This window comes from Pseudochrobactrum sp. B5 (assembly GCF_001939785.1).
GTDB classification, from domain to species: domain Bacteria; phylum Pseudomonadota; class Alphaproteobacteria; order Rhizobiales; family Rhizobiaceae; genus Pseudochrobactrum; species Pseudochrobactrum saccharolyticum.
In genome coordinates, this window is record NZ_MOYL01000004.1 from 288,430 (window position 1) to 314,827 (window position 26,398).

At 47.1% G+C, this 26,398-nt stretch carries 38 protein-coding genes, 1 tRNA gene and 1 riboswitch; of the genes, 20 read left to right on the forward strand and 19 right to left on the reverse strand.

What is annotated here, in order from left to right:
- Positions 1-57 precede the first annotated feature (57 nt).
- The 3 genes from BKD14_RS13570 to BKD14_RS13580 form a co-directional block, all read right to left on the reverse strand.
- Positions 58-531 carry a ferritin-like domain-containing protein gene (locus BKD14_RS13570; protein ID WP_022709367.1) on the reverse strand — a complete coding sequence of 158 codons (474 nt, stop codon included), beginning with the start codon at positions 529-531 and terminating at the stop codon, positions 58-60.
- A gap of 163 nt (positions 532-694) precedes the next feature.
- A complete protein-coding gene (locus BKD14_RS13575) occupies positions 695-1,273 on the reverse strand; it encodes a general stress protein (protein ID WP_075656820.1) in 579 nt (192 codons plus the stop codon).
- Positions 1,274-1,312: 39 nt separating this feature from the next.
- Positions 1,313-1,651, reverse strand: coding sequence for a hypothetical protein (locus tag BKD14_RS13580; RefSeq protein WP_075656941.1), 339 nt, complete (start codon positions 1,649-1,651; stop codon positions 1,313-1,315).
- Positions 1,652-1,766: 115 nt separating this feature from the next.
- Here BKD14_RS13580 and BKD14_RS13585 point away from each other — a divergent pair, with 115 nt between their 5' ends.
- Both BKD14_RS13585 and BKD14_RS13590 read left to right on the forward strand, forming a co-directional pair.
- Positions 1,767-2,141 carry a low affinity iron permease family protein gene (locus BKD14_RS13585; protein WP_075656821.1) on the forward strand — a complete coding sequence of 125 codons (375 nt, stop codon included), beginning with the start codon at positions 1,767-1,769 and terminating at the stop codon, positions 2,139-2,141.
- Positions 2,142-2,211: 70 nt separating this feature from the next.
- Positions 2,212-2,808 (forward strand): PRC-barrel domain-containing protein, encoded by a 597-nt coding sequence (locus tag BKD14_RS13590; protein ID WP_075656822.1) that lies wholly within the window; start codon positions 2,212-2,214, stop codon positions 2,806-2,808.
- A 259-nt stretch (positions 2,809-3,067) separates the two neighbouring features.
- Here the strand turns inward: BKD14_RS13590 and BKD14_RS13595 are convergent, their stop codons facing one another.
- A complete protein-coding gene (locus tag BKD14_RS13595; RefSeq protein WP_075656942.1) occupies positions 3,068-4,036 on the reverse strand; it encodes an SDR family oxidoreductase in 969 nt (322 codons plus the stop codon).
- Between the two features lie 363 nt (positions 4,037-4,399).
- Here BKD14_RS13595 and BKD14_RS13600 point away from each other — a divergent pair, with 363 nt between their 5' ends.
- The 6 genes from BKD14_RS13600 (at position 4,400) to BKD14_RS13625 (ending at position 8,258) form a co-directional block, all read left to right on the forward strand.
- Positions 4,400-4,603, forward strand: a complete 204-nt coding sequence (locus BKD14_RS13600) for a CsbD family protein (RefSeq protein ID WP_022709807.1) — start codon at positions 4,400-4,402, stop codon at positions 4,601-4,603.
- A 96-nt stretch (positions 4,604-4,699) separates the two neighbouring features.
- Entirely contained in the window at positions 4,700-5,332 is a 633-nt protein-coding gene (locus BKD14_RS13605) for a hypothetical protein (RefSeq protein ID WP_075656823.1), read from the forward strand.
- A 41-nt stretch (positions 5,333-5,373) separates the two neighbouring features.
- Positions 5,374-6,228, forward strand: coding sequence for a trehalose-phosphatase (otsB, locus tag BKD14_RS13610; protein WP_022709808.1), 855 nt, complete (start codon positions 5,374-5,376; stop codon positions 6,226-6,228).
- A 19-nt stretch (positions 6,229-6,247) separates the two neighbouring features.
- Entirely contained in the window at positions 6,248-7,627 is a 1,380-nt protein-coding gene (otsA, locus tag BKD14_RS13615) for an alpha,alpha-trehalose-phosphate synthase (UDP-forming) (RefSeq protein ID WP_075656824.1), read from the forward strand.
- 170 nt (positions 7,628-7,797) lie between these two features.
- Positions 7,798-7,986, forward strand: a complete 189-nt coding sequence (locus tag BKD14_RS13620) for a hypothetical protein (protein WP_075656825.1) — start codon at positions 7,798-7,800, stop codon at positions 7,984-7,986.
- Between the two features lie 62 nt (positions 7,987-8,048).
- Complete coding sequence (locus BKD14_RS13625) at positions 8,049-8,258, forward strand: CsbD family protein (protein ID WP_075656826.1); 210 nt, start codon at positions 8,049-8,051, stop codon at positions 8,256-8,258.
- Positions 8,259-8,352: 94 nt separating this feature from the next.
- Here the strand turns inward: BKD14_RS13625 and BKD14_RS13630 are convergent, their stop codons facing one another.
- From BKD14_RS13630 to BKD14_RS19150, 3 genes are all read right to left on the reverse strand, one after another.
- Positions 8,353-9,474 (reverse strand): PAS domain-containing sensor histidine kinase, encoded by a 1,122-nt coding sequence (locus tag BKD14_RS13630; RefSeq protein ID WP_245293646.1) that lies wholly within the window; start codon positions 9,472-9,474, stop codon positions 8,353-8,355.
- Positions 9,475-9,569: 95 nt separating this feature from the next.
- Entirely contained in the window at positions 9,570-10,121 is a 552-nt protein-coding gene (locus BKD14_RS13635; protein WP_075656945.1) for an RNA polymerase sigma factor, read from the reverse strand.
- Positions 10,122-10,155: 34 nt separating this feature from the next.
- Positions 10,156-10,326, reverse strand: coding sequence for a NepR family anti-sigma factor (locus BKD14_RS19150; protein WP_139316424.1), 171 nt, complete (start codon positions 10,324-10,326; stop codon positions 10,156-10,158).
- Between the two features lie 258 nt (positions 10,327-10,584).
- Here BKD14_RS19150 and BKD14_RS13640 point away from each other — a divergent pair, with 258 nt between their 5' ends.
- Together BKD14_RS13640 and BKD14_RS19350 are read left to right on the forward strand one after the other, a co-directional pair.
- Positions 10,585-11,220: an SOS response-associated peptidase family protein gene (locus BKD14_RS13640; RefSeq protein WP_075656827.1), complete on the forward strand. Its 636-nt coding sequence runs from the start codon at positions 10,585-10,587 to the stop codon at positions 11,218-11,220.
- A 24-nt stretch (positions 11,221-11,244) separates the two neighbouring features.
- Positions 11,245-11,412 (forward strand): hypothetical protein, encoded by a 168-nt coding sequence (locus BKD14_RS19350; RefSeq protein WP_175576108.1) that lies wholly within the window; start codon positions 11,245-11,247, stop codon positions 11,410-11,412.
- A 444-nt stretch (positions 11,413-11,856) separates the two neighbouring features.
- Here the strand turns inward: BKD14_RS19350 and BKD14_RS19030 are convergent, their stop codons facing one another.
- The 4 genes from BKD14_RS19030 to BKD14_RS19355 form a co-directional block, all read right to left on the reverse strand.
- Positions 11,857-12,111 (reverse strand): hypothetical protein, encoded by a 255-nt coding sequence (locus BKD14_RS19030; protein WP_083647139.1) that lies wholly within the window; start codon positions 12,109-12,111, stop codon positions 11,857-11,859.
- The gene (locus BKD14_RS13655) at positions 12,108-12,860 is read right to left on the reverse strand and encodes a glycoside hydrolase family 108 protein (protein ID WP_075656828.1); all 753 of its coding nucleotides are present in this window, start codon (positions 12,858-12,860) and stop codon (positions 12,108-12,110) included. The genes BKD14_RS19030 and BKD14_RS13655 overlap by 4 nt, the downstream gene beginning before the upstream one ends.
- Positions 12,861-12,905: 45 nt before the next feature.
- On the reverse strand, positions 12,906-13,040 hold the full coding sequence (locus BKD14_RS19660; RefSeq protein WP_272491729.1) for a hypothetical protein: 135 nt from the start codon (positions 13,038-13,040) through the stop codon (positions 12,906-12,908).
- 61 nt (positions 13,041-13,101) lie between these two features.
- Positions 13,102-13,278, reverse strand: a complete 177-nt coding sequence (locus tag BKD14_RS19355) for a hypothetical protein (protein WP_170265251.1) — start codon at positions 13,276-13,278, stop codon at positions 13,102-13,104.
- 133 nt (positions 13,279-13,411) lie between these two features.
- Between BKD14_RS19355 and BKD14_RS13660 the strand changes: the two genes are divergently transcribed.
- Positions 13,412-13,714 carry a DUF982 domain-containing protein gene (locus BKD14_RS13660; RefSeq protein WP_075656829.1) on the forward strand — a complete coding sequence of 101 codons (303 nt, stop codon included), beginning with the start codon at positions 13,412-13,414 and terminating at the stop codon, positions 13,712-13,714.
- 88 nt (positions 13,715-13,802) lie between these two features.
- Here BKD14_RS13660 and BKD14_RS13665 read toward each other — a convergent pair whose 3' ends face one another.
- From BKD14_RS13665 to BKD14_RS13690, 6 genes are all read right to left on the reverse strand, one after another.
- Positions 13,803-14,207: a hypothetical protein gene (locus BKD14_RS13665; RefSeq protein WP_075656830.1), complete on the reverse strand. Its 405-nt coding sequence runs from the start codon at positions 14,205-14,207 to the stop codon at positions 13,803-13,805.
- 166 nt (positions 14,208-14,373) lie between these two features.
- On the reverse strand, positions 14,374-14,910 hold the full coding sequence (locus BKD14_RS13670; RefSeq protein WP_075656831.1) for a hypothetical protein: 537 nt from the start codon (positions 14,908-14,910) through the stop codon (positions 14,374-14,376).
- A gap of 393 nt (positions 14,911-15,303) precedes the next feature.
- Positions 15,304-15,840, reverse strand: a complete 537-nt coding sequence (locus BKD14_RS13675; protein ID WP_075656832.1) for a lipocalin family protein — start codon at positions 15,838-15,840, stop codon at positions 15,304-15,306.
- Between the two features lie 84 nt (positions 15,841-15,924).
- Positions 15,925-16,545 (reverse strand): hypothetical protein, encoded by a 621-nt coding sequence (locus tag BKD14_RS13680; RefSeq protein ID WP_075656833.1) that lies wholly within the window; start codon positions 16,543-16,545, stop codon positions 15,925-15,927.
- Positions 16,517-16,933: a hypothetical protein gene (locus tag BKD14_RS13685; protein ID WP_075656834.1), complete on the reverse strand. Its 417-nt coding sequence runs from the start codon at positions 16,931-16,933 to the stop codon at positions 16,517-16,519. Before BKD14_RS13685 ends, BKD14_RS13680 begins: the two co-directional genes overlap by 29 nt.
- A 9-nt stretch (positions 16,934-16,942) precedes the next feature.
- On the reverse strand, positions 16,943-17,632 hold the full coding sequence (locus BKD14_RS13690; protein WP_075656835.1) for a DnaB-like helicase C-terminal domain-containing protein: 690 nt from the start codon (positions 17,630-17,632) through the stop codon (positions 16,943-16,945).
- 85 nt (positions 17,633-17,717) lie between these two features.
- Here BKD14_RS13690 and BKD14_RS19360 point away from each other — a divergent pair, with 85 nt between their 5' ends.
- Genes BKD14_RS19360 through BKD14_RS13705 form a run of 4 tightly spaced genes read left to right on the forward strand, consistent with a single transcriptional unit; the run spans position 17,718 to position 20,131 of the window.
- A complete protein-coding gene (locus BKD14_RS19360) occupies positions 17,718-17,894 on the forward strand; it encodes a hypothetical protein (protein WP_175576109.1) in 177 nt (58 codons plus the stop codon).
- A gap of 10 nt (positions 17,895-17,904) precedes the next feature.
- Positions 17,905-18,117, forward strand: coding sequence for a hypothetical protein (locus BKD14_RS13695; RefSeq protein WP_139316426.1), 213 nt, complete (start codon positions 17,905-17,907; stop codon positions 18,115-18,117).
- A complete protein-coding gene (locus tag BKD14_RS13700) occupies positions 18,117-19,130 on the forward strand; it encodes a PD-(D/E)XK nuclease-like domain-containing protein (protein ID WP_083647141.1) in 1,014 nt (337 codons plus the stop codon). The genes BKD14_RS13695 and BKD14_RS13700 overlap by 1 nt, the downstream gene beginning before the upstream one ends.
- A 2-nt stretch (positions 19,131-19,132) precedes the next feature.
- Positions 19,133-20,131: a recombinase RecT gene (locus BKD14_RS13705; protein ID WP_075656837.1), complete on the forward strand. Its 999-nt coding sequence runs from the start codon at positions 19,133-19,135 to the stop codon at positions 20,129-20,131.
- A gap of 8 nt (positions 20,132-20,139) precedes the next feature.
- Here the strand turns inward: BKD14_RS13705 and BKD14_RS19365 are convergent, their stop codons facing one another.
- Positions 20,140-20,316 (reverse strand): hypothetical protein, encoded by a 177-nt coding sequence (locus BKD14_RS19365; RefSeq protein WP_175576110.1) that lies wholly within the window; start codon positions 20,314-20,316, stop codon positions 20,140-20,142.
- A 68-nt stretch (positions 20,317-20,384) separates the two neighbouring features.
- Here BKD14_RS19365 and BKD14_RS13710 point away from each other — a divergent pair, with 68 nt between their 5' ends.
- The gene (locus BKD14_RS13710) at positions 20,385-20,768 is read left to right on the forward strand and encodes an HNH endonuclease signature motif containing protein (RefSeq protein WP_075656838.1); all 384 of its coding nucleotides are present in this window, start codon (positions 20,385-20,387) and stop codon (positions 20,766-20,768) included.
- Positions 20,765-20,953, forward strand: a complete 189-nt coding sequence (locus BKD14_RS13715) for a hypothetical protein (protein WP_075656839.1) — start codon at positions 20,765-20,767, stop codon at positions 20,951-20,953. Before BKD14_RS13710 ends, BKD14_RS13715 begins: the two co-directional genes overlap by 4 nt.
- A gap of 222 nt (positions 20,954-21,175) precedes the next feature.
- Here BKD14_RS13715 and BKD14_RS13720 read toward each other — a convergent pair.
- A tRNA-Phe gene (locus tag BKD14_RS13720) sits at positions 21,176-21,251 on the reverse strand.
- 464 nt (positions 21,252-21,715) lie between these two features.
- Positions 21,716-21,801: riboswitch (glycine riboswitch) on the forward strand.
- Positions 21,802-21,948: 147 nt separating this feature from the next.
- On the opposite strand from BKD14_RS13720, the gene gcvT reads away from it, so the two are divergent.
- The 3 genes from gcvT to gcvP are packed head-to-tail and all read left to right on the forward strand — an operon-like array spanning position 21,949 to position 26,245.
- Complete coding sequence (gene gcvT / locus BKD14_RS13730) at positions 21,949-23,064, forward strand: glycine cleavage system aminomethyltransferase GcvT (RefSeq protein WP_075656841.1); 1,116 nt, start codon at positions 21,949-21,951, stop codon at positions 23,062-23,064.
- A 4-nt stretch (positions 23,065-23,068) separates the two neighbouring features.
- Positions 23,069-23,437: a glycine cleavage system protein GcvH gene (gcvH, locus tag BKD14_RS13735; RefSeq protein ID WP_075656842.1), complete on the forward strand. Its 369-nt coding sequence runs from the start codon at positions 23,069-23,071 to the stop codon at positions 23,435-23,437.
- Positions 23,438-23,440: 3 nt separating this feature from the next.
- Positions 23,441-26,245: an aminomethyl-transferring glycine dehydrogenase gene (gene gcvP / locus BKD14_RS13740; protein WP_075656843.1), complete on the forward strand. Its 2,805-nt coding sequence runs from the start codon at positions 23,441-23,443 to the stop codon at positions 26,243-26,245.
- Positions 26,246-26,398: the final 153 nt, after the last annotated feature.

The following is a 26,398-nucleotide window of genomic DNA, read 5'->3' on the forward strand; positions in this document are numbered from 1 at the left end:
AAACTATATGAGAACATCGAATAATTCCGATGTTCTCATATTTGCATATATCATTCGTTACGGCTTATTGATTGAGGAGATAGCCAAGTTAGTTAGTTTATTATTAGTGGCTTTTTCCTGATCCAAAATTTCACTAAGTAAGGTATGGGCTTCCTCATGACCTAATTGCTTGGCCCATTCCCGCAAGGACCCATAACGGGAAATCTCATAATGCTCGACAGCCTGACATGCTGCCAACAATCCGGCATTTAAGGCTGTTCCTGAAGCCTCTTTTATCAACCCATCAGTCTCTTTAATAAGACCTTCTATAGCATCACACTTTTCGCCCTCCGCGGATTTACCGATAGACTTGAAAACCTTTTTCAAAGTCTCGATCTGACCTTTGGTTTCCTCCAAGTGCTTCTCTGCCGCTTCTTTGAGTTTAGCATCCTGTGCAGCCTTAGCTACATTAGGCAAAGCTTTAACTATTGCATTCTCTGCATAGTAAACATCTTTTAGGGTATGCAGAAAAATATCAGCTAGAGTTTTCATCTTGTCTCCTCCTGTTAATTGAGCAAAACGATATGAAGAGATTTAAGTTCCGAGCATCAATTTAGCGATTCAGAAAAAGAAAATATTTTTCTTAATAATCATACACATAACTAAAATTTCTCGGAAAAAATTAAAGGCAGATTACTCTGCCTTTAATAATTATTTATCGATAACGTAATCTCTCCGCATCGATTTCATCCACACTATATGGTCGTGCATCCGGATCAAAACGCTCCCAGCCCTCTTCAGTATATCTGCGACGGCGTTCTTCCAGATTGACCATGTTTGCACGCGTCAGAATTTGCTGCGCGATACCATATTTTTCATCTGCTACATGGGCACTTACCAAGGTACCACCTCGACGCACACCCTCTGCATACATTTGCGCATCGTCATCGGATACACCTGCTTCCGCCAGAGCTCCAACCAAACCGCCAGCAGCAGCACCAACTACCGCACCTCCAGCCGCGCCAGCGGCTGTCGCAGCCAACCAGCCCGCAGCAACAACTGGTCCAACACCCGGAATTGCCAACAGCCCCAGCCCCGTCAGCAAGCCACCCGCGCCACCTACTGCCGCACCAATACCTGCACCTACTCCAACTCCTTCAGCGGCTCCGGATTCTTTGTTCGCGTCATGAGTGACGATACTGATATCATCTGAAGGGATACCTGCTGCTTCCAAATCACGAACGGCCTGTTTAGCGGTTGAGTAGTCATCAAATAGCGCTGTAATATTTTTCATAATCTTCTCCCTTTAATATAAAGCAATTCGATTGTGATATTATGGATTGGAGGTTGTGATGTTACCCTGATAATCCATAAGAACATTCACACTCGCACCGGCTTTCTGAGCTGTTGCATGCCAAATGCCGTCAGCATCCAGATTTTGCATTTTGACTTCACTAAACCCGGCAGATTCAATTTTTTCTATTGCCTGATCTTCTGTGAAGCTGTTCTCACCTTTGACCGGTGCCGCAGGATTGGTTGAATCCGGCGTGACAATTGCCGGTGTCTTATTAGTGTCAGTCTGCGTGTTTTGTGGATTAGCCCCAGATTGAGCAAACGCACTTGCAGTCATAAAAATACACGCAGATGTCAGAGTGATCAGTTTGAGTTTCATCATATAACCTCCTGTTGATATTTTACTAACGAGGAGGGAATCTGATTGTTCCAAAATTTAGTATCAATCAAGCGATAACATAATGTAATAAATGGAAATAATAAGGGAGATCGGTATGGGTAAATATTTCTCTAATTTAAGCGAGGAAATAACCAAAATTACTGGGCATTATGGCTCATTTTTAATAGCGATTACATTTATAATTATATGGTCGCTATCAGGACCATTCTTTAATTATTCTGATACCTGGCAATTAATTGTAAACACAACTACAACAATAATAACTTTCTTAATGGTATTTCTTATTCAAAACTCACAAAATAGAGACTCATGCGCTCTTCACACAAAGGTTGATGAGTTGATTGACGCTCTAAAAAATGCCGACGAAAGGGTCATTGGAATTGAGCATCTACCATTAGAGGAACTCAAAAAATTAAGAGATAAAATCGAACATCATGCAGCTCTAAAAAGCCAAGCTGAAAGAAACTGAAATTATATTTTGGAACTATTTCGCCGTTCGAATGTTAGCAAATTATAACATACGTGCAAAGGAGATAGTTATGTTGAGAGCTAAACTTCTGGCAACATCGTGTGCCTTGTTTATTGGTAGTGCGGCCTATGCTCAGACTAGCGACACCACTACCACGCCAAGTGCGCCAATGGAGCAGCAGCTTCAAACCACCGTTAAAACGCAGAACATGTTCGGAAATCAACCTTCGGATACAGCTGCTGAAACCAATAAGGTTGGCTTTTTGGAAGCAAAGCCAGGGCAGCTTCTTGTCTCATCATTCATCGGACAATCCGTTTATGATAGCTCGGAAAATGGCGCACAGTCTGTCGGTAAATTGAATGACCTTATTACGAGCCCCGAAGGTCAGATTGAAGCTGCTGTAATCGGTGTTGGTGGTTTTTTGGGTGTAGGTGAAAAAGATGTAGCGGTAAGCCCAGATCAATTACAGCTTGCTATGCGTAGCGATGGTAAGAAATGGCTAGTCATTAAAGCAACCAAAGAAGAGCTGAATGCTGCGCCGACTTTCGACCGTTCATCGCTTTTCCCGGAAGGTGTAGCTGATCCCGCAGGTGCAAACAAAGAGAGCCCAACGGAAATGCCGGCATCCCCCGCTCCGGCTACTCCGCAAACCAATACCACGCCATAACGCACACATATTTATGATGACTGTCCGGGTTGGTACCGGGCAGTCATCAATGCATGAAGGAGCTATGCACTATGAAATATGGCTACCTCATTTTAATAATAGTTCTACTATTGCTGTTAGTGTGGGTAGTAAATAAGCCCAACAAACAAACTGTAGGCACTCAGGAAGCGCCTCACTCATTACAAACGACTCCGGAGAATTAGCCGTTTATTTTATGAAGTTAAGGGCCTTGGCGCGTCAGCTCAAGGCCATTATTTTATCAATATCCACCTATTACAGGTAAAATCTCTCCCGTTATGTAGCTCGCTGTTTGCTCAGAAGCTAAAAACACATAAGCGGGTGCAAGTTCTTCCGGCTGCGCGGGTCTTTTCATTGGGGTGTCAGCACCAAACTCAGCAACATCAGCAGCCTCTTTATCGGCAGGATTGAGCGGGGTCCATACAGGCCCGGGAGCTACCGCATTCACCCGAATGCCGTCTGATAGCAAATTAGCGGCTAGTGCACGGGTAAAGGCGTGAATACCACCTTTGGTCATTGAATAATCAACGAGCTTCTTGCTTCCCCTCAATCCTGTGACGGAACCGGTATTAACAATCGCCGCTCCTTTTTTCAAAAAAGGCAATGCAGCTTTTGTCATATTATAATAACCATACAAGTTGGTCTGTATTGTCTCATCGAAATGCTCCGGCAACAAATCCTGAAAGCGGTTAGCATGTAATTGAAAAGCTGCGTTATTAACCAGGACATCAAGCCTGCCAAAGATTTTTACAGCATCGGAAACAGCTTTTTCACAAAATTCCAGATCCCGCACATCTCCCTGAATTAAGAGGCATTCACGCCCCTCTTTCTCGATCATTTGCTTTGTAAGCTCGGCGTCTTTTTTCTCCTCGAGATATAAAACTACAATGGTTGCACCTTCACGCGCATATAAAACTGCCACGGCTCTCCCAATGCCGGAATCTCCACCTGTAATAAGTGCTACCTTATCCTGTAGTTTTCCTGATCCTGAGTAGTACGGCGCATCGTACATGGGCTCGGGTTTCAAAACTGCTTCAGACCCTGGCTTAGCTATATTTTGCTTCGGAAAAGGTGGAACCGGATATTCACGTGCACCAGTTTCAGACTCGTATGAATGTTTCGTTTTCTTATCGGAAACCTGCGCTTGCAGCTTCCTTTGTCGGGAGGCAGTAATTTTTGCTTTATTTGAGTTTTTTGAAGATTGTGACACGGCTCTCTCCCATAAAATAATTATGTGAACGATAGCCGGATGGGATAGAAACTCGTCTGCCATTTCGTTGGCCACAATGAGAAACCGAAAAAATCAAAGTGTTTTTCATTACCATCATGTTCGGTTGACACGGCCACCGCTCATAAAAGGAATGTTACAGGGCTATCTTGGTTCCGAAATTAATTTAAAGCGCCAATATTACAGACCAGCACCCTGTTTGTGGGCAGCAACTACATAAATTCGAAAACTCCAGCACTTAGTAGACGATGTTAAATATGTAAATTTTATCAGCTTTTATTGAACCATTCTCGTTGTGCTTCGTTAGTTCATTGTATCAAAACCATTAAACGAAGGAGAATCCTAATGGATTGGAACAGAGTTGAAGGGAATTGGAAGCAGATCAAAGGTAAGATCAAAGAGCAGTGGGGAAAGCTGACTGACGATGATCTGGATCAAGTAAACGGACGCCGTGAACAGCTTGAAGGAAAAATTCAAGAGCGGTACGGAATTGAAAAAGATCGCGTCAAAAAAGACATTGATGATTGGTACAACCGACAGACGTGGTAACCCGCAAAAGCTCCCGTCAGGGAGCTTTTTCATTTATGCAACAGCTTTCGCTCCTGCATCGCAACATATCATGATACATCTCTGAGAGGAGGAGTTATGTCTGATATTTATGCTATCCAGTTCACTCCTGCAGATTTAAAAAAGTCTGTAAGCTTTTATATTGATCTGACAGACGGAAGATCTTTTGACGAAGTCATCTATCCAGATTCTCCTGCACCTATCTTACGTAATAATTTAGATGGTCCTGAACTCGGATTTAGTAGCTGGGGCATGCCCTCTCCCTACAAAGCTGTAAAACATATAAATGATAAAGGGATCACACGCATCCGGCAAAGTGATGTAGCCCACTGGCAGAAATGGCAGACTGTTGCTCATCGCTGCCTGATACCAGCCATAGCCTTTTGCAAACAAACACATAAGTCCGCCGCTTTATCTGGCAATGATGCCCGATGGCTGCCACTACACACACGACCGGAAACCTACTATTCTTTGCCGGCATATGGACAGAATGAGTTGGAACCCGAGACCCACAAGAGGGTGAGAAAAGTCATAGTTCGTTTGATTTTTCTTACGACAAAGGCATCCTCTATTAGAGATCAAGACACTCCCATTTCGCTACCGGTTATACTGACCAATACAGATGAGCTGGATGGCTGGATGACCGCTCCTTGGGACACTGCCAGGCTACTCCATCGTCCTTTGAATGAGCAAAAACTCATTTATTTATAAAATTGGTCACTGTTTCTTTTTCAGTAAGGTTAACACAGACAATGAGTACCACCCTGACAAGGGAAAACATTGAATACAATCAAGTTTTAATCCCTGAGTTAAGCCATTTGAAAAATGATAAAGGCGCACTATCAAAGTATGCATTTTTCTTTGACTTAGACGGAACGCTGCTGGATATCGCCTCAGCTCCGGATAAAATACAAATTCCACAACAATTATATGACATTCTATCTCATTTGCACTGGCATCTTGACGGCGCATTAGCACTCATAACAGGACGTCCGGTCAGTTTTGTTGATACAATATTTCCCTCCCATAGCTTTGAAATTGCTGGGCTGCATGGCGCTCAAATTCGTAACAGCGACGGGAGTATAAGCGTACTTAAAATAGATGATAGTTTCTGTACCGCTAAACGCTATATCGAAGATACGCTAACTGATTATCCCGAAATAAAACTGGAAGCTAAAGAAGTCGCTCTCGCGTTGCATTATCGAAGCAATCCCCGCCTGCAGAAAACGACCACAGATATAATCAATAAAGCAGCTTCAATAATAGGCGACAAGTGGACTGTGCAACATGGAAAAATGGTTGCTGAGTTACGGCCTGCCGGTTCTGACAAGGGCTCAGCTTTAGATCACTTCATGGCTAAAGCGGTTTTCCAGTCTCGCATACCAATCGCTTTTGGTGATGATGTAACCGATGAAGCTATGTTTGCGGCAGCGCACAAATATTCAGGCGCATCTGTGAAGATCGCCGCGTCACTCCAACAAAGTTGTGCAATGAGCCTTATATCGTCGCCTTCCGCGCTCAGAAACTGGCTCACCGAAGTCGTTGCAGCACAAGGAACCCTGAGAGTTCCTAACCCCGCCATCAATCATCCTACAAATAAAGTATAAACTGACAGGGGACAAAAAAATGGGAAAACTAATTATCATATCCAACCGGGTTCCTTTGCCGGATAAACATGGAAATGCGCCTGCCGGGGGTCTTGCTGTTGCTCTGCAAGCTGCACTCGAGGAAAAGGGCGGCCTCTGGATGGGCTGGTCCGGTAAGATAATATCCGATAACCTACCGCAACCTCAGGTAATCATTCAAAAGCACGATAATATTGAATATGCGCTGTTGGATTTAGCCAGCACCGATGTTGATGAGTATTATGCCGGTTTCGCTAATCGTATGCTATGGCCACTGTGTCATTACCGGCTGGATCTCATTGATTATGAGAGAAAAGATATGGCTGGTTATTTCCGGGTTAATCGTCTTTTTGCTGAACAGTTACAACCACTTATTCAGCCTGATGATATTATTTGGGTTCACGACTACCATCTCATCCCTCTGGCTGCGGAACTACGTCGTTTAGGTGTTAAAAACCGGATCGGTTTTTTCCTCCATATCCCTTGGCCTTCGGCAGATATTGTCTTCACACTCCCTGTTCATGAAACCATTATGCGCGGGTTAGTGTCCTATGATTTGATTGGCTTTCAAACAGATTATGACCTCGAAAACTTCACCGGCTGCATCTCGCGGGAAAATATTGCTACTCCCTTAGGCGAAAACCGGTTCAAAACCGGCAGTCATGAATTTAAAGTCGGGAAATTCGGGATTGGTATTGAAACAGATAAATTCACTGACACTGCCCAACGGTCAGAAAAGAGTGCCCTCGTCCGGCGTATGCGCGAAAGCATGACAGGACGAGACCTCATTATCGGGGTCGACCGTCTTGATTATTCAAAGGGAATAACAAACCGAATAGAAGCATTTGAGCATTTCGTACAGAACAATCCCGAGTATAAAAGCAAAGTAACTTTTCTGCAGGTGACACCAAAGTCCCGTTCAGAAGTACCGGAATATGCTGAGATGCAAAGTATGGTGGCTGAATATGCCGGTCGCGTCAATGGCGCACTTGCTGCTGTAGATTGGACGCCTATCCGTTACATTACCCGCTCATTAAATCGCAATATTCTTGCAGGCCTGTATCGTCACGCAAAGGTCGGGTTAGTAACACCACTTCGGGATGGTATGAATTTGGTTGCGAAAGAATATGTTGCAGCACAAGATAAAAATAACCCTGGTGTTTTAGTGCTTTCTCGATTTGCAGGTGCATCACGTGAACTGGACGGCGCTCTGCTGGTCAACCCTTACGACAAAGAGTCTGTTTCGAAAGCTATTCATCATGCATTGAACATGTCCCAGAATGAACGACAATATCGTTATTCTTCTATGATTAAGCACCTGCAGGAAAATGATATCAATCATTGGTGTGCGAATTATCTTGGCGAATTGCGATGTGCATAGGCTGAGCCCTTCGTTATTTACATGTTCCACATATGCGTTCAACTTAGGCTATTGAAGCAATATTATACCACAGAACGCTTCAAAATAGCAGTTTCCGATTTTCTTTTTTGGGAACAGAACCCTCCTTCCGTTAGTTAACCAATCAAAGGTTCTAACCGAAGGAGTGTCCCATGAAAGAAATTCCACCGCAAAAAGCTCGGCAGGGTAAAAAAGGCCGGCCTGTTCTCATCGTCTTAATCTCAAGCATGATTATTGTTGCTTTGGTTTGGTTCGGCGCAGAAATTTATGGAAGCTATATTTCTGAAAGTGAGAGCATCATGGATTCAAATACAACCAATGAACATAGCATGCCCGATTAAAATTTCGGAAGGAGCCATATGCCTTGTTCAGCACATGTTACAAAAGAGCTTGGGAGAGATGAATGGACTGGAATGAAATCAAAGCGGACTGGCGGCGTTATAAAGTAAACATCCGTGAACAATGGGGCAACATAACATCTGAGGAACTAGACGAAATAGCTGGCGAACAGGATGCTTTGGAGCATAAAATACAACAGCGCTACAATCTAACACCTGAACAGGTAAGAGAGCAGATCAATGAATGGTATAGGAAATTATCCCGAAATACATAAAATCTCAAAAGTTATGATGTTCACACCTCATGAGATGTGAATACCGGATAACTGAGACCTGACTGAGATCCTTCTCTTCTCCGTTAATGCCCGACTATCGTGTCAAACGGCTTCCAGAGCTGTATAGCCTACCTTCTTCTTGGATTTGTTGGAATGGCGCGGTAAAGACGGCATGCAAACCATCTTCATTATAATAAACATTTGAAGCGCCAATCCCCATAAGCCCCATTTTAATTAAACGTGAGCCAAAACCTTTTGTAGTCGGAACTTTGACTATCGGCCCATTTCGCTCACGCCACTCTAAAATTAATGTGGAAGTATCACCTTCATTGCTGACTCTCCAATTAACTAATATGGAGCCATCAGGGACTGATAAAGCACCGTATTTGATAGCATTCGTAGTCAGTTCATTTATTAGTAGTGAAGTTGACATTACACCTTTAGGACCGATCAGAATTTGAGGCCCTTCTAAAACTATTTTGCTTTTACTAGCTAAAGATTCAAAAACCGACGTGATAACTTGCTCAATTGTTCCATTAGAGGTGCCGCCCAAGCGTAAAATGTCATGTCCTTTTGCTAAAGCATGAAGCCTTCGTGAAAAAACTGGAACCGCCTCTTTTAAATCAGCCTTACGAAATGTTTGATTTACTAGCGCTTGAACCACACTGAATGTATTTTTAATTCTGTGGGATAATTCAGCATTAATGACGACGGCGTTCTGAACAGCTTCGACTTTTTCCGTCATTTCAATGACGGTATCAATCATGCCCAAAACACGCCCGGTTTCATCAATGATGGGGCTATAACAAAATGTGAAATAGCATTTTTCTGGATAACCGTGACGATTAATAACTAACGGAAAATCTTCGATAAATGTCGCCTTACCCTGATAGGCATCAAGTATCATTGGCTCAATATTTGGCCAAGCTTCACTCCATATATCTCTGAAAGATTGTCCCATGCAATTTTGCTTGGCACCAAGGATATTTCTGAATGCATCGTTATAGAGTGTTGTATACTCTTCACCCCAGACAATGGCTTTTGGGAAGCGTGATGCGAGCATAAGCTGGACAGTTGTCTTTAACTGCACGGGCCATTTTTCAGGATCACCAAGTGGTGTTCTGGACCAATCAAACGCCCTTATTTCATCCGCTGATATTCCAACCTCAGATAAAAAGTAGTGAACATTATTCAAAGGAATCACCAAAAGGCTCAAGAGGCAGTTGCATAACTTGCTTTTAAGCATCAACTGATACGAATGTCTCTTAAAAACCCTGCAGGGCGACTTTAATATTATTTTTTAAGGAGTCCTTATACAAAACTCCTAAGAGCTACATGAGCGGACGATAGATCTGGGCCAAAATGTCCGAGGTTCTCGATCTCAAGTAACTCTTGTAATCGTGACCTTGCTCTTGAAACACGACTTTTTATAGTTCCGATTGCACAATCACAGATTTCAGCGGCCTCTTCATATGAAAAACCTGATGCGCCTATTAAGATGATCGCCTCACGCTGATCGTCAGGGAGTTGATCAAGCGCTTTTCGAAAATCCTTTAAATCCAGTGAACCATATTGAGCGGGATGTATTGCCATGGCATTACTATAAGTGCCTTCACTATCTTGCACTTCACGTCCACGCTTTCTCATCTGGCTATAAAACTCATTGCGCAGTATTGTGACAAGCCAAGCTTTAATGTTCGTGCCAACTTCAAAGGAATCTTGTTTTGCCCACGCCTTTAAAATTGTATCCTGTACCAAATCATCAGCTTTATCCGCATTTCTAATAAGAGATCTTGCAAAAGCGCGCAAATCCGGCAGCGACTCTATTAGGCTCTTTTTAAAACACGGCGGATTGTCACTCATAGTTAAACATCTCCCAGTAATACCACTTAAATCTTTATTTAGATTTTTCTGCTTTATCCAACTCATTTAGTAAATTCATTAAGTTCTCAGGTATTTCTTCCTCTCTTAGAGAATTGTATAGTGACCGCAACTTCGTTCCGATGCCTTGATCTCGGCTGAAAGCTGCAGTCTCCCATATTCTTAATTTTTTAGATTTATTTTCCATATTAGTTCTTTTCAATAATCTTTATGCACTCTGCTTTTCCTGCGGTTGTGTGATGACCATGCTTTGGTATTCGTGTAAGTAAATGCATTCGCAAGCGTTGGGTTCCTGTTTTTTTTAAAAATTGCAGAACAATCAAATTATGTAAAACAAACCTCATCAGCGCGTTTCGCAACCTTATTCTATCATTTGATGTGCAGTTGATATTAGCGATTTGAACCAAAGGTACGTTTCTGCGTTTCTAAAGAAGCGGAGGGTGAAATGTGCAATATCTATAATATTAAAATGCATAGTGCTCAGCTGAAGCAGGCCGTCGGATCATATATTGATCTAACAAACGGCGCATCATTTGATGAAAATATCTACCCTGATTATCCGGCGCCAATATTGCGCAACAATCTGGATGGTGCAGAGCTGGGCTTAAGCCGCTGGGGCATGCCCACCCCGCCGATGTACGTTAAAGGCGAGGCCGACGAAGGCATAACAAATGTGCGGAATATCTCATCCCGCCATTGGCAGCGGTGGCTTGATGTTGCTAACCGATGTCTTGTTCCGGCAACATCATTCAGCGAGTATGCGCAGGAGCCGGATCCGAAGACAGGAAAGAAGAACCTTCACTGGTTTGCTATTAATACGACCCAACCACTGTTTTTCTTTGCCGGCATTTGGACAGAATGGATTGGTGTGAGAAAGCCATCCGAAGGCAAACAAAATCACACCCTATTTGCAATTCTCACAACTGATCCAAATTCTGTGGTCTCTCCTATTCATCCAAAAGCTATGCCGGTGATCCTCACAGAGCAAGAAGAGTTGGATCTATGGATGACTGCCCCATGGGATATTGCGAAAGAGCTGCAAAGAACATTGAGCGAATATAAGCTAAAAAAACTCAAGTAGGTGAATTATATAAAGGAATAAATTATGAGCGATGATAAAAATACTACACCTTTAACTGAAGATGAAGACGTCAAATTCTTAGCTGAAAATACTGACGTCTCCCCTTTACAAGCGAAAGAGCTCATTAAAAAATTTGGGCGAGATAGAAAAACGCTGCTGAAGGAAGCATTAAAATTCAAAGCAGAAGGTTAAACTTACGACCTGCTATATCTGTACCTATTGTTTTTTAATCCACCTGCTGATGAGCTAAAAAATAGCATCGCTTATCCACATTGCGCAGATGCCTACAAGAAATGCTCCAGCATGAATTGTCACATTGGTACCATCATCGGGCGGTAGTGGGAAATGAATAGCATTGAGATAGTGAACTAGCGGGCTGGTGAGATAGCCAGCCGCGAGGGCACCACATACAGGTGATGCTACAGCCTCACGAAAGGTATAGTTTTGGTGTGATAAAGCGCGAAGTACTCCGCCAGCGAACCCTGCAATAACAACCGACGCCTTAAGCCCATATGAAGTTAATGGATCCTCCATTACCAGCACCCCGCTTTCTTCCCATAGGCGTTGTGACCGGCAATGCTTTTGCCTGCATTCATGTCATTGCCTGCCAGATAAACCGCCGTTTCCGGTTTAAGGTTAATCTTCTGCCAGCCTGCGCAATTGCTCGCACTCGTCGCGCACCCCGCCAAGCTCACGGCAAAGGCTGTAGCTGTCCATGTTCCCAACTTCCTCATTAATCCCTGCCCTGTTCTGATTTGCTTGTGTGACGGCCTGTGCAACTTTGAGTGCTGCATCCTGCTTGCCGTCATGTTGTCCGAGCGCATAAAAAAAGAGGCCTGAAACTGCCCCTCCGATGACCGCACCTGTGATGTGTTGAAGGCTGATCCTCATGCCGCCTGATCCTGCATGCGCTTAATAAGGAAATATGCACCTGTAGCGAACGCTCCAACCATGATGATTGCAAGCGCCCACTGGATCGGCCCCGATCCGGAAGCCATGCCGCCAAGACCGGATAAAAGACCGCCAATCGATGCCCACGCCTCTGGTTTTTTTAAGGTTTCTGTGAGAGATTGGTCTTTGGGGTTGGCCTTGGCTGAAGCAGTATACGCGTCAGTAATTGTCACTTTGCCTTTGACGAGCTGACGTGCTTGCGCTTCCACGCTCACCACCCGCTCGCGCCAGCCCCTACCGAACACCGGCCATGCTTTCAACGTCCGCATGAACCGAAGACGCTCAGCCGCATAAGCGCCGATCAGATCGCCCTTATAAGCTTTAACCGCAGCGACAGTCTGGCCGCCAACAATGCCGTCCGCAGTCACACCAACCACGCGCTGCAGCGATTTAACCGCCTGTGCGGGACCGCTGTTCACACCATAATCAAATGCCATAAAATCAATACCAACCGGAAGCAGATCGCCGCCAGATTGCACCCAATAAGAGCGCCGGTAAATCACGATAGCTTCTTCTTTGGTCAGTGTTTTCACTTCCGCAGGCGTAACACTTTGTACGCCGCGGTGTGCTGCCAACGTCCTATGTGTTATGCCGTACTTTGTAGCGCCGCCCGGGTCTTTCGGATTATTCACATATCCGCCCTCATGACCAAAGATCAAGTCAAGCGCGGTCGTTAAGGTCTCACGCATAGCGTTCCTTCCTAAAAGAAAAACCCCGCATAAGCGGGGTATGATTTATTCTTTTGATGTCAGTTGTTTTTTGTTGCGTCGCTTACGCATTTGCCATGTCAAAAAGACAATCATCACAACTGTTATTGTAGTTAATGCGACTGCACCATTATAGATAGAAATATACTCATAAACTTTCATAATCTGCCTCCTGTATTGTAAACTGGCGGAGGCTAGGAAAGTTCCGATCAGGTTTCTTATGTTATTTTTTATCCTTATCGCGCCAGCAATTTTTTCGCATTTGCCACATAGAAAACACCAACATAAAAACAGCGATCACTAATATTGAAATTAATAAATAATATACTGAGATATACTCTTGGCCATCCATTTTACTTCCTCCTATTAATACAACAGAGGCAAAGGAAGAATGTTCCATGGTCAACAGCCGCATTGAAACTGATTGAACCAAGGCAGGTATATCGCTCTATCAAGATCTGTCTTGAAAAAATGATTTCTATCACTAAATCGAAACCGTCATCCCAACTCTTCGTTCAGAATAGGAGGTTTCTGTGAGCGACCGTTTGTTTGACAAACCAGTTTACATTAAAAAAGGACGTTATCTGACATTAGAACTTACCAACGTTTACGATGCACTTATGTTCTTACATGAATGGCCCGAAGACGATCGCGACCTCATTTATGAAACTGCCTGGAAGGCATGTTGTGATGCCTATGACGGGGTAAAACCAGTAATAGCGGCACGAAACGCGATAAAGGGATTCGCCAGTAAACGTGACATACTAGATATACCTAATCCTCCAATTCCTTGGTCGGCTTCTGCACTTTCAAATAACGACCAATTACGAGTTTAGTTGTTCAGCATTAAGCCCGAAACGATGCATTCGGGCTTAATGTTATTGCTAGAGGCTGTAAGAATATTCTTTATTAAAGAGATATTGATTAGCCAGAGGTTTTCCGTTTATCCTTGCCGGCATCCCCACTAGGTTGCTTTAGATCAATACGCGTTATCCAACCTGTATTGCGGGAAAAATCATGTTGGACGGTTTCAGTTCGATATGTCCCATCGATACCTGGACGAGCGCCAGTAAGAACGACCGTTCCCTCTGGCTGTGCTTCCGAATTGCCGTCAATCGTGATCGACCCATCACCCTTGCCGCGCTCGCTGTCGGCCTTCCGGCTCTCGGAATTGCGCTTCGCCTCGTCCGCGTCTCCGGCCGGATACCGGCTCGTAAATTCGGCATTGGCTTTTTCGTCCTCGATCTCGACTTCCTCGGTTTTCCACGCCCCTGTTTTTTTATCGTACCATCGTGTTCTAGCCTTCGAGTAACGAGGGCGACCGGTCACGGGTGACCGCACAGCTTGCCTATGGGGTAAGGTACCTTTTCTTTGCCCCTTGACGTTGCAATGCAGAGGCGCACAGAGCGGCGGAGGCAAACTAATGACTTTGATGTAGCTCGTTACACCTTGCTCGTCTGCGGCCCTCTATGTGACTTTCCCTCTGGCGCCTAGCCTACCACTTGAACAGGCGTATGAGCTCGTGCTCGACGCGCTTCATGGTAAACCCGTCGACTTGCTTCCACTTAGCTACGGTTGGATCTTTGGTGATCTCTCTCGCAATGTTGGGACCGAACAGCGGTTCGATTGGCCCGCGTTCTGGACTGGTACGTTTATAAACCTTGCCATCATAAGCAGGCACGATGAATGTGGATTTAAAAACTCGGCGCTGTTTCCAAGGCGCAGCGCTTACGCCTTTCTTACCTTGCTTTGCTGCAAAGAGGTTGAGGTTCATCTCATTACCAGTCGCTTCAAGGGAATAAGAAAGTTTATTCGGGTTAGCCCGTTTTGTTTCAACGGCCTTATTAATTAAGCCGTATTTAATTCCTGTCTGGCTGACGAGGGAACGCTTGACCTGTGTCCGCGCCATGTCGCCGCCTCGGTTAAGAGCATTTGCAAATATACGTCTAGTTTTTCCCTCACCTGCGACGTTCAGGGCTTTGCCAAAGTTTTCATAAATGCCGTCCTTTGTGATGACGATATCACCGGACATAATTATTCACGCCTCTCATCTTTGGACAATAAAAAACCCCCGACAGGGGGGGTAAACTGTCAGGGTTCGTTTAATGCTGTCATAGCTCATAAAAACCGAGCATGATAATCATTATCATTCATTTCGATGCCGTCAATATAACCAGTTAAACTTATGATTTTACTCAATTATATTTAAATTTATTGGGATAAATTTAGGCAATAAAAAAGGCCGGGGCAACTCTGCACCGACCTTCCTACTCACCATTTAATTTCCAGTGCCAGTACATCCGTGGTCAAAGGTTTAAATTGATGAAGACGTTTGCGAGCGCTGTGAGAAACGCGCTGCATAGCAACATCTATGAAACCTATATAGATAGCGATTGTGTTCTAAACAAGGATACAACCGAGTTTTTTAATTCTGCTGTACCCAGTTAAGATTGTCAGAGGTAACTCCTACCTCTGATGCAACCTTAATTGCTCGCTCCTTGAATTCCTCAGGAACCTCTGCTGTGCGTGATAGAACCCAAAAAAATTTTGGACTTGAACCAACAATAATTGCCCAACGATAATCTTCATCAAGTGCCACAATGTTATAGCCACCATAAAATGGGCCAAAGAACGAGACTTTAAGAGCGCCTTCATATTTATCGCGCACGAATTCAGCCGTTCCCGATGCATGCTTATATCTACCAGAATTTTCATCAACACCGCTGTTAAGCACATTCACTGTGCCATCACCATTAAGCGTGTATTCAGCGGTTGTTTTAATCAGACCTTTTTCAAATCTGTTATCAACGCGCGCGACTTCAAACCACTTACCTAGATATCGATCAAGCTCGAAACCAGTAACCGGGGACACATTTTCGGGAATTTCAGGGTGAGTAGCTTTAAACAGCTTGTATCCTGCGAACAAACCCACTGCGGCCAATAATAGCTTTTTTGCGCTCATAACAAACTCCTGTCAGTTATAAAATGAACGCATCTAACTGGGTGTAGTTCCTTTAGCTGCAAACGAAAAACAAAAAGGCAGCCTTTAAGCTGCCTCTTGCATTTCGGGATTATGGCTTGGTTTTGCCCCTTCACTCATCCAATGCATGACTGTTGCCATCTTACCTAAATCTATACCTGATTTTGGCAGCATTGGCGACACCCTTGACCAGTCAGGACATTGTAAGGATTGGGTTTTTTTCCAAATGATCGCGGCTAAATCAATTATCTGAGCATCTAAGCGTCGCTCTGCAGTCCTACGAACACGACCCGTTTTTTCGCAGAATGAGCGGAATGACCCCACCTTTTTCGGCGCCGCCATACACATGGCATACTGTGAAAGGATCAATCGGCGCTCAATATCGTGCACATACTCCGGCACCCAATAGTATAACACTTCCTCAGCTCTGCTAATTGCCTTGCTGGATGGCACATATCTTATATTGCTTCCGTTGTTTCCATAACCCAAAGAATGCCCGCCGATAGTTTCATCCTGATAGGTAGGCCAGAATGTCCGAACTGCAGATGGCCGGATCATACCAACATTCAAATGCAGCATCGTGTCTGCCGCTTCAATGATCCGTGCACGAACCACAAATGATAGCTCCATAATGAGTGCAGCGTTTTCATTCAGCTGATTAAAGGTCAAGACGGATTTCTGGCTCATCAAGTATGACCTCCAATTGCTTGTAAATTAAAGTTCTCAATGTCGGCCGGACTGGCCAAGGCCGTCGCGCTACAGCTTCACCGCGCAAAACACCTAGTGGAATCTGATCAAAGGCATCAAGCGTATCACTGGCTCGATCTGCCCAGTCTGGGCGCTGTATGAGTACATCAGAGATTGCCCCGATGGTTTCCGACCATAACTCGTCTCGATTATTGTTTGTCTGCCGGATACACCGCAAAACAAAGATCAGGTGACCATCACCAAAGCTGTTCCGGATTTCATGCATTGTGCCTCTGGCATGGCTCTGAGCAGCGGCTCTGCGACGATAGATCGGCACCAGCTTAATACCCAGACCATCCAGAAGCGTATCAAGTTTCCCTTTTGCCATGCACCACCATCAGAACATTGCATCGAAAGAGGCTTGCGCAGTTTCTTCCTGCGGTGAGCGGAACACCGTATATTCCGCATCGAACAGAATTTGCGCATCCTGATTGGGTTCGCCACGGCGGCGCTTGTGATTGATCACAGCAGCTTTGCCGCGACTGGCATCATACTTCCGGACTAACTCGTCGCGGCGCTCCTGATGCGTCTCCTGCGGGATAAGCTCTTTGTAGAGCGGTTCCGGCCGATAGAGAGAAAACCACACATCAAGGTTCTGTTTTACACCACCACCGCCATAGGCATCACCTATCATTGGCCGGATATTGCCTTTAGCCTTCCAGCGGCCTTTCCATTCTTCATTACGCTGGATCAGGATAACGATTGCCACATCGAGCGACTTGGCCAGTGCCTTAAGCCCGCGATACAATGCATTCACGCGTTCAGCGAAAAGCTCATTCGATTTACCCGGAAGATTAATCATCTTGGCATGGTCGATAATGACCAGATCCAGTCCGGCAGAGCGCTTCATTGCTTCCATCTTGATACGAATGTCAGACAGGGTGCAGTCTGAGAACGCCACAATATCAAAAGGCAGGTTCATAGATTTCAAAAGCTCAGCTTCAATGCTGCCCTGCTCTTTCGTGTTCAGAGAATAGGAATCCAACCGGCCGAGACTGATCCGACTTGCCTGTGCTGCGGCTTGCAATGCCGCCTCCTCAACCTATGCGGACGTTATCAAGGCGGCTGGTGATTACGATGCAATTGAGATTTACCGGTTCGACGAACAATCAATGCGCGTGACCGACATTACCGATGAAGTGTCTCTGCATTTCACCGGCGATGTTCTGGACAACCCGCCACTATGGCTTCGTCATTCCGTCAGCTTCGGCAACATCGTTGCTGCCGAACGCCGTTCAAACCGTGAATTTGCAACCCATGAGCGCTCATTCGCTCAAGTAGCGCTGTGAGGTGGTGACTATGACCGCACCACTCATGGATCGCGTCTGGGACGCATATTGGGATCAGGGTAACACCAAGCGCGCACTGGAGCGCGTTGTCGAGGTCGTTCAGGAAGATTCCAAACAAGCACGGATTACCGCTCATGTCGAAATCGAACGCCTGACACAACGCTGCGCTGAGCTTGAAGCCGAATTGCAGGCTGCCGGTTTACGACGGTTGGAGGCTGCGTGATGGATATAAAGATTGATCGTGATGAGTTTCAGTCGATTAGTGACCTGTCCGTCAAGGTCGTGCAGGAATCCGCTGAAAAAGCAGGTTTCACTGAGCATCCGGACGGCATTTACTTCGGCATGTCCGACACGGTTTACCATGCAGATAAGGCTCTCGGTTCCACAGGCCTGAAAAAACTTGTCGGCAATGCGCCTGACTTCTGGTGGGAAAGCTGGATGAATCCGGCACGTGAAGAAAACGACGATACGCCGGCAAAAATCTTCGGCCGCCAGCTTCATCTCTGCGTTCTGGAAGGTCTTGAGAAATTCAAGGCTTTCCATGCACCGCAATATCACTCGGCTAACCGCAAGGAAGGCATTGCCGAAATCAAGGAAATTACTGCTGTCGGCAAGGTGCCGGTCAAATTCAAAGACTATGCGAAAATCCTTGCCGCATCGGCTTTCATCAAAGCGAACACAACACTTTCCAACGCCTTTGAAGGTGGTCAGCCGGAAGTGTCCGTATTCTGGACGGTTGATGGTGTACGGTTCAAAGCACGGTTTGACTATCTCAAGCTGAATGCGATTACCGACCTGAAATCAATTGCCAATCGCAACGACAAGGAATTCGCCAAAGCCTGCCGCGATGCTGTGGCGAGTTATGATTACATCATTTCCGCAGAGCATTATACCGAAGGCCGCCGCCAGCTTAAACGCCTGCTGAATGAAGGTCGCGTGTTCGGCTCTCATGATCCGGAGTGGCTGGCAAAGGTCGCGGCAAATGAGGTTTTCGCATTCGTCTTTGTGTTTTGGCAGAAAGACGGCGCCCCTATCTCGCACGGTATCAAGCTTTCCCCAGGCAATCCGCTGCTCAGTTATGCACGAAGCATGATCGCGCAGGCGGTCGATAATTACCGCACCTATCTGGCTGAGTTCGGCACCGAAACAGCATGGGTACCATCAACCCCACTTGAAGAATTAGACGAAACTGACCTGCCGGTTTGGTACCAGCAGCGCCTTATGACGGGATCGTAATTATGAACCAAATCGTACCAGCACAAAAACGCTCCCTCGTGGACAGCATGGCATCCCGTTACGACATGGAGCCTGCAGCATTCGTTTCAGCTATCAAAGCAACGGTAATCAAAGGCGATTGCTCAAACGAGCAATTTGCAGCTTTCCTGATGGTCGCCAAGGAATACAAGCTCAATCCTCTCACCAAAGAGATTTACGCCTTTCCAGATCGCGGCGGCATTCAACCTATCGTTTCGATTGACGGCTGGATGAACCTGATCAACTCGCACCCGCAATTTGACGGCATGGAGTTTCAAGACTCAAACGGTGAAGATGGAAAGCTGTATTCCGTTGAATGCAGGATTTACCGGAAAGACCGTGCACGTCCGGTATCAGTAATCGAATACATGTCTGAATGCTTCCGCCAAACTGATCCGTGGAAGAAGTGGCCGAACCGTATGCTTCGCCATAAGGCAGCAATTCAGGCTGCACGTTATGCATTTGGCTTTTCAGGCATCATGGAGCCGGATGATTACGACCGGATGAAAGATGTATCCCCGCAGGTCAAAACTGTGATTTCAGACCCACTGTCGGACGAACCAATCATCCCGCAAGAAATTGTGACCGTTGACGGTGAAATACTTAATGAAACAGCAGGACAAGAAATACCGGCAGATACTCCCCTGTCCGATGCCGGTGTAGAGGGTGGTGAGCAGTCCCCATCAGCCACCACCCTCGATAATTCCAACGCTGTTGATCAGCTGACCGATCAGGACAAGGTTTCACTGCGAGAACTGATTACTCGCCTGAAATCGGCTGTCGGCGATGATCCGTCAATTATTACAACCTCTGCACAATCATTCAACGCAGCTGGTTTTGAACTGAGCGATTTTGCCAAGGCAAAAGCACGAACAATCACCAAGCACTTCATTTCAGCCTGTACGGGGGAACTGGAGGCTACTGACGCAATCGCACTTGCCTGCGGCATCGCCCAGATTGATGAAACCGAGGTGATGCTATGAGCAAATACCTACTTCTTCGTCGGTGCATCAAGGGCATTCACCGCTTCTTTCAGTCGCTTCTCAACCTTTGGTCCTTTGGGAGGAATTTGCCCCTCCTTATTCACAGTACTATTTGCAGGCTCTTCCACGGTCTCAATATTCAGATTCGTAGTTTTGTTCTTACCAGTAGTTTTTGGGTGAGTCATAAATTTGCTCCTTCTCAAAAACTCAACCCACAAAAGACAAATACGTTCCAATTTTTGTGGTGTTAAAAATGACGAAGCGCATAGAATTCACCCGCAAGATCAAAGCGCAGATCATCACCCGTGCAAACGGCAAATGTGAAAAATGCTCGGCCATACTAAAAGCCGGTGAAGGCGAAGTCGATCACATTCTGCCTTGTGCGCTCGGTGGTGAGGCAACAGTGGCCAATGGTCGACTGCTCTGCCGTGTCTGTCACGTTGAAAAGACGGCTGACGATATTCGGCGCGTTAGAAAATCTGATCGGCAGCGTGACAAAGCCAGTGGCGCAGTGCGCCCTAAGTCTGCACTAGCAGGTCGGAAGCGCCTAAAGCCCGCACTTACCAAAACACTGCCTCCACGCGCAATGTTCATTCCCATAGGTGACACGGCCTTGGCGCAAGGAGGTGGAGAATGAGTGAAAACCTATCTGACGATATTTTAATTGGCGCAAAGTCGATTAGTAAATTTAGCGGCTTTCCTGAGCGTACAATATATCATCTATGTGCGAAGGGCTCATTCCCCCACTTTAAAGCCGGTGACTTACTCTGCGCGCGAAAATCCACAATTATTAACTGGATCGCTCAACAAGAAGCAGTGTGATTCATGTCAACCAAAATAGCTGACCTGACAAAATAACAAAGCCGCCATGATAGGCGGCTTTAACGCTTTCAATATGTTGCATCCGTGTTGCATGGAGTAATTTGTAACATGTTGAAAACCCTAGAAATGTGCGTTTTGGCATGTAACACAATGCAACACGTAAACAGTACGATCATCGCTATTGTTATTGCTATAATTATTTGATTTTATTGGATTTTTAAGTGGTGCCCGGAGACGGATTTGAACCGCCGACACGCGGATTTTCAATCCGCTGCTCTACCAACTGAGCTATCCGGGCATCCCTGCAAGCCTATCTGGCCAGCGTGACGGTGTTGGTGTCCGTCTGATGTGAGCGCTTTATAGCATTAAATTTTTGCCTGTCCAGCACCCTGAACAGAAATTATGCAGCGAACCGGCAATTATTTTCAAAAAGCCCGATTTTCCTTGATTTTTAAAGGATATTTTCTTTTGAAAACTCCCGCACTCAACTCAAAATCACACAAATCCGCTGCTTCGCAGATGAAAAACAGATGTGAATCACCCGAATCCGCCTGTTGAAAATTCTCACCCGTGGTTTTGACAGCGCAGAAAATTCCATACGTCTTATATTGTGCATTCTGTGTCGCTGCCAAAACCGCGTTTTCAAAAGACGCGACATTCAATCACTGCGCAAAGAGCCGCATTATAATAATTCCGGATGACTTCACCAGCCAGCTGCGATAAAAGGCACGCATGTCGAGGAGAGGATCACATCCTGATTCCTGTTTGTCTGCGGGAGAGAGCCGGTAACGGCCACCGAAGGGGAAATCGCCCGAAATCTCTCAGGTACCAAGAACCGCAGATCAGCAAGGCAACTCTGGAAAGTCGGGGGAAACTCCGCGCCGAAGGTGTAAGTAAGTCTCTACAGGCTTGCGAGTCTCTCAGGCTTCCGACAGAGGGGTACATCATGGCTTTCCGCTTTTGCGGAAGGTGTACGTGTGTCTCTGGAGTGAAAAATGGGCGATACATCTTCTTTAAAAACGCTTCCGCTGGAAGAACTACATATTGCATCCGGTGCACGCTTTGGCGGTTTTGCCGGTTGGAACATGCCGCTGACTTATCCGCTTGGCGTGATGAAAGAGCATGTTCATACACGTGAACAGGCTGGTCTGTTCGACATCTCACATATGAAACTCATTGAAGTTTCGGGCAGCGATGCTGCCGCTTTGTTTGCAAAGCTGTGCCCGATTGATGTCACCAAACTCAATGAAGGCCAGTCGAAATATACATTCCTGATGAATGATGACGCAGGCATCATTGATGACCTGATCGTGACCCGTCTGGGTGACGAGCGCTTCATGATCGTCGCCAATGCCGGTAATGCTGATATTGATATTGCGCATTTCCAGAAAGGTGCTGCAGGTCTCAACTGCACAGTTACGCCGCTTGACCGCGTTCTGCTTGCCATTCAGGGTCCGCAGGCTGCGGATGTTATGAAAAGCATTGCATCTGATCTCGGCTTCAGCGTTGAAGAGCTGAAATTCATGCATGGTTTTGAGCCTAAACAGGGCTGGTTCGTTACCCGCTCAGGCTATACCGGCGAAGACGGTTTTGAAATTGCCGCACCGCTCAGCGATGCACAGGCATTGGCGAAATCTCTGCTGGGTGATGCCCGCGTTGCATGGATCGGTCTTGCTGCCCGCGATAGCTTGCGCCTTGAAGCCGGTCTTTGCCTGCATGGTCAGGACATTACTGAAACCATTGATCCGGTTTCCGCCGGTCTGACATGGGCAATTACCAAAGCAGTGCGCGAAACAGCCGCTTTCCCTGCCGCCGCTAAAGTTTTGGAACTGATTGCTAACGGCCCTGAAAAGCGCCGCGTCGGCATCAAGCCGGAAGGCCGTCAGCCGGTTCGCGCCGGTACCAAACTGTTTGATGAAGCCGGCAGCGAAGTCGGTGAAATCACTTCCGGCGGCTTCGGCCCTTCAGCCGGTTTCCCTGTTGCCATGGGTTATGTCAGAGCCGATCTGAAAGAACCGGGCACACGTCTTTTTGCGGAAGTCCGCGGCAATAAAGTGCCTGTAGACGTCCATACACTTCCATTTACCCAACCTCGCTATCACAAAGGATAATCGCATGCCTAAAATCTTTTTTACCGAAGATCATGAATGGCTCAGCGTTGAAGGCGACATTGCAACTGTCGGCATCACCAACCACGCTCAGGAACAGCTCGGCGACCTCGTTTTCGTAGAACTGCCTGAAGTTGAGCGCGTTGTGGAAAAAGGCGAAGCCATTGTTGTGGTTGAGTCTGTGAAAGCTGCATCCGATGTGTATGCACCGCTTAACGGTGAAGTCATTGAAATCAACGAAGAACTCAATGGCAATCCAGCGCTCGTCAACAGCGCGGCAGAAGGCGAAGGCTGGCTGTGGAAGATGAAAATCTCCGATGCAGGTCAGCTTGAAGGTCTGCTCGACGCTGCCGGTTATCAGGCACTGGTTGGCTAAATCATGGCAGCATCATCCCTTCCTTTTGTAGAGCGCCATATTGGCCCTCGCGCTTCTGAACAGCAGGAAATGCTGTCGGCGCTTGGTCTGCCGTCGCTGGACGCTCTGATCAGTCAGGCCGTGCCACAGTCAATTCGTCTTGACCGCGCACTCAACTTGCCTGCTCCGCTCGATGAAGCCGCAGCTCTCAGTGAACTGTCCGGCATTATGGGTCGTAACGTGGTTGCCAAAAGCTTCTACGGTGCGGGCTATCACGGCACCCATGTGCCGCCGGTTATTCAGCGCAACCTGTTTGAAAATCCGGCATGGTACACAGCCTATACACCGTATCAGGCTGAAATCAGTCAGGGTCGCCTTGAGCTGCTGTTCAACTTCCAGACACTGGTGACAGAGCTGACCGGCCTGCCAGTTGCCTGCGCATCGCTGCTGGATGAAGCAACTGCTGTTGCTGAAGCTGTTGGCATTGCCTATCGCCATCACCGCGAAAAACGTCCGAAAATGGTGATTGCCGGTGAATTGCACCCGCAGACACTGGATGTTCTGAACACCCGTGCAGAACCGCATGGCATGATCATTGAAGTTGGCGGCGAAGTGGATACCACAACCGCTGCGGTGATCATTCCCTGGCCGGATACACGCGGCGTTTACGGTGATTTCACCCGTATTATCGCCAGTGCCAAACAGACCGGTGCTCTGGTTGTGGCCGTTGCCGATCCGCTGGCACTGACCATCACCCAGTCTCCGGGCTCATGGGGTGCCGATATTGCTGTCGGTTCCATGCAGCGCTACGGCGTACCAATGGGTAATGGTGGTCCTCACGCTGCTTATCTCGGCGTGAAAGAAAACCTCACCCGTATCATTCCGGGCCGTATCGTTGGTCAGTCGCTCGATGCGCATGGCCGTCCGGCCTATCGTCTGGCACTGCAGACCCGCGAACAGCATATTCGCCGCGATAAAGCGACATCGAATATCTGTACCGCTCAGGCACTGCTGGCCAACATGGCTGCATCTTATGCAATCTGGCACGGCCCGAAAGGCCTGCAGGCTATTGCTGATGCCGTTCATGCGATCACTGCCCGCTTTGCAGCCTCGCTGAAAGCTGCCGGTTTTGAATTGGCCGGTGAGCAGCTGTTTGATACAGTGACTGTCACTGTTAAAGGCAAAGCACAGGATTATGCTGACAAGGCTCTGGCAGGCGACCGCCTGATCCGCGTCATTGATGTTGATACTGTGTCTGTCACTTTCGATGAAACCTCGCTGGAAGATGATTATCTGGCTCTGGTTGCATTGTTTGGTGCAAAGCCTGTTGAAAAAGCTGCCCGTCTGTTGCCGGATGCGCCGCGTGACGAACATTTCCTGACGCAGGCTGCATTCCACAGCTATCGTTCAGAAACCGAAATGATGCGTTTCCTGCGCAAGCTGGCAGACAAAGATCTGGCGCTTGACCGTGCGATGATCCCGCTCGGCTCCTGCACCATGAAGCTCAATGCTGCTGCTGAAATGATGCCGGTCTCATGGCCGACAGTCGGCGGTCTGCATCCTTTTGCACCACAGGCGCATCTGGAAGGCTACAAGGTTCTGACCGACAATCTCGAAGCATGGCTTTGTGAAGTAACCGGTTTTGACGCTGTATCCCTGCAGCCAAATGCCGGTAGTCAGGGTGAATATGCCGGTCTTCTGGCTATCCGCCGCTATCACCGAGCCAATGGCGATGAGAACCGCAATATCTGCCTTATCCCGTCTTCCGCACACGGCACCAATCCGGCCAGTGCGCAGATGGCAGGTATGAAAGTGGTTGTCGTCAACTGTCTCGAAGACGGTGACATTGATGTGGCCGATCTGAAAGCCAAGGCAGAACAGTATCGCGATACGCTGTCGGCGCTGATGATCACCTATCCGTCCACCCACGGTGTGTTTGAAGAAACTATCCGTGAAATCTGCACAATCATTCATGCGAATGGCGGTCAGGTTTACTTCGACGGTGCGAACCTCAATGCGCTCGTTGGTCTGGCACGTCCTGCCGATATCGGTGCTGACGTTTGCCACATGAACCTGCATAAAACTTTCTGCATTCCGCATGGCGGCGGCGGACCGGGCATCGGTCCGATCGGCGTTGGCGCACATCTGGCACCATTCCTGCCAGGTCACGTGATTGCAGGCAGCGACAATGCGGTTTCCGCTGCACCATTCGGCAGTGCGTCTATCCTCGTTATCACATGGATGTATATCCGTATGATGGGCGGCGCCGGTCTGAAAAATGCAACGGAAGTGGCCATTCTCAATGCGAACTATATTGCTGAGTGCCTGAAGGATCATTATCCGATCCTTTATACCGGTGCGAACAATCGCGTTGCGCATGAGTGCATCGTTGACACCCGCGTGTTGAAAGACAAAGCCGGTGTGACCGTTGAAGATGTTGCCAAGCGTCTGATCGACTACGGTTTCCACGCGCCGACCATGTCATGGCCGGTTGCCGGTACGCTGATGGTTGAGCCGACTGAATCCGAATCCAAGGCTGAAGTAGATCGTCTTTGCGACGCCATGATCTCCATCGCCAAGGAAGCGGCTAAGGTCGAAGCCGGTGAGTGGCCGCAGGATGACAATCCGCTGGCCAATGCACCGCACACCGTTGCAGACACCATGCTCGACGACTGGAAACATTCGTATTCCCGTAAGGAAGCAGCCTTCCCTGCGAAAAATATGGATCCGGCTTCCAAATATTGGGCTCCGGTATCGCGCATCGACAACGTAGGCGGCGACCGCAATCTGGTTTGCTCCTGCCCGCCGATGGATGCTTATACAGACTAAAACAATCAGAAAGGCCCTGATGAAAATCAGGGCCTTTTCTTTTGTCCGACAAACCACGGCACCGCCTTATGCGACATTAGTCTAACCTCATGCAAATTTTACTTTCCCTCTTAAAGCGGGGGGAGTAAGCGCTCAGGGTGTTTGCCGGTGCTG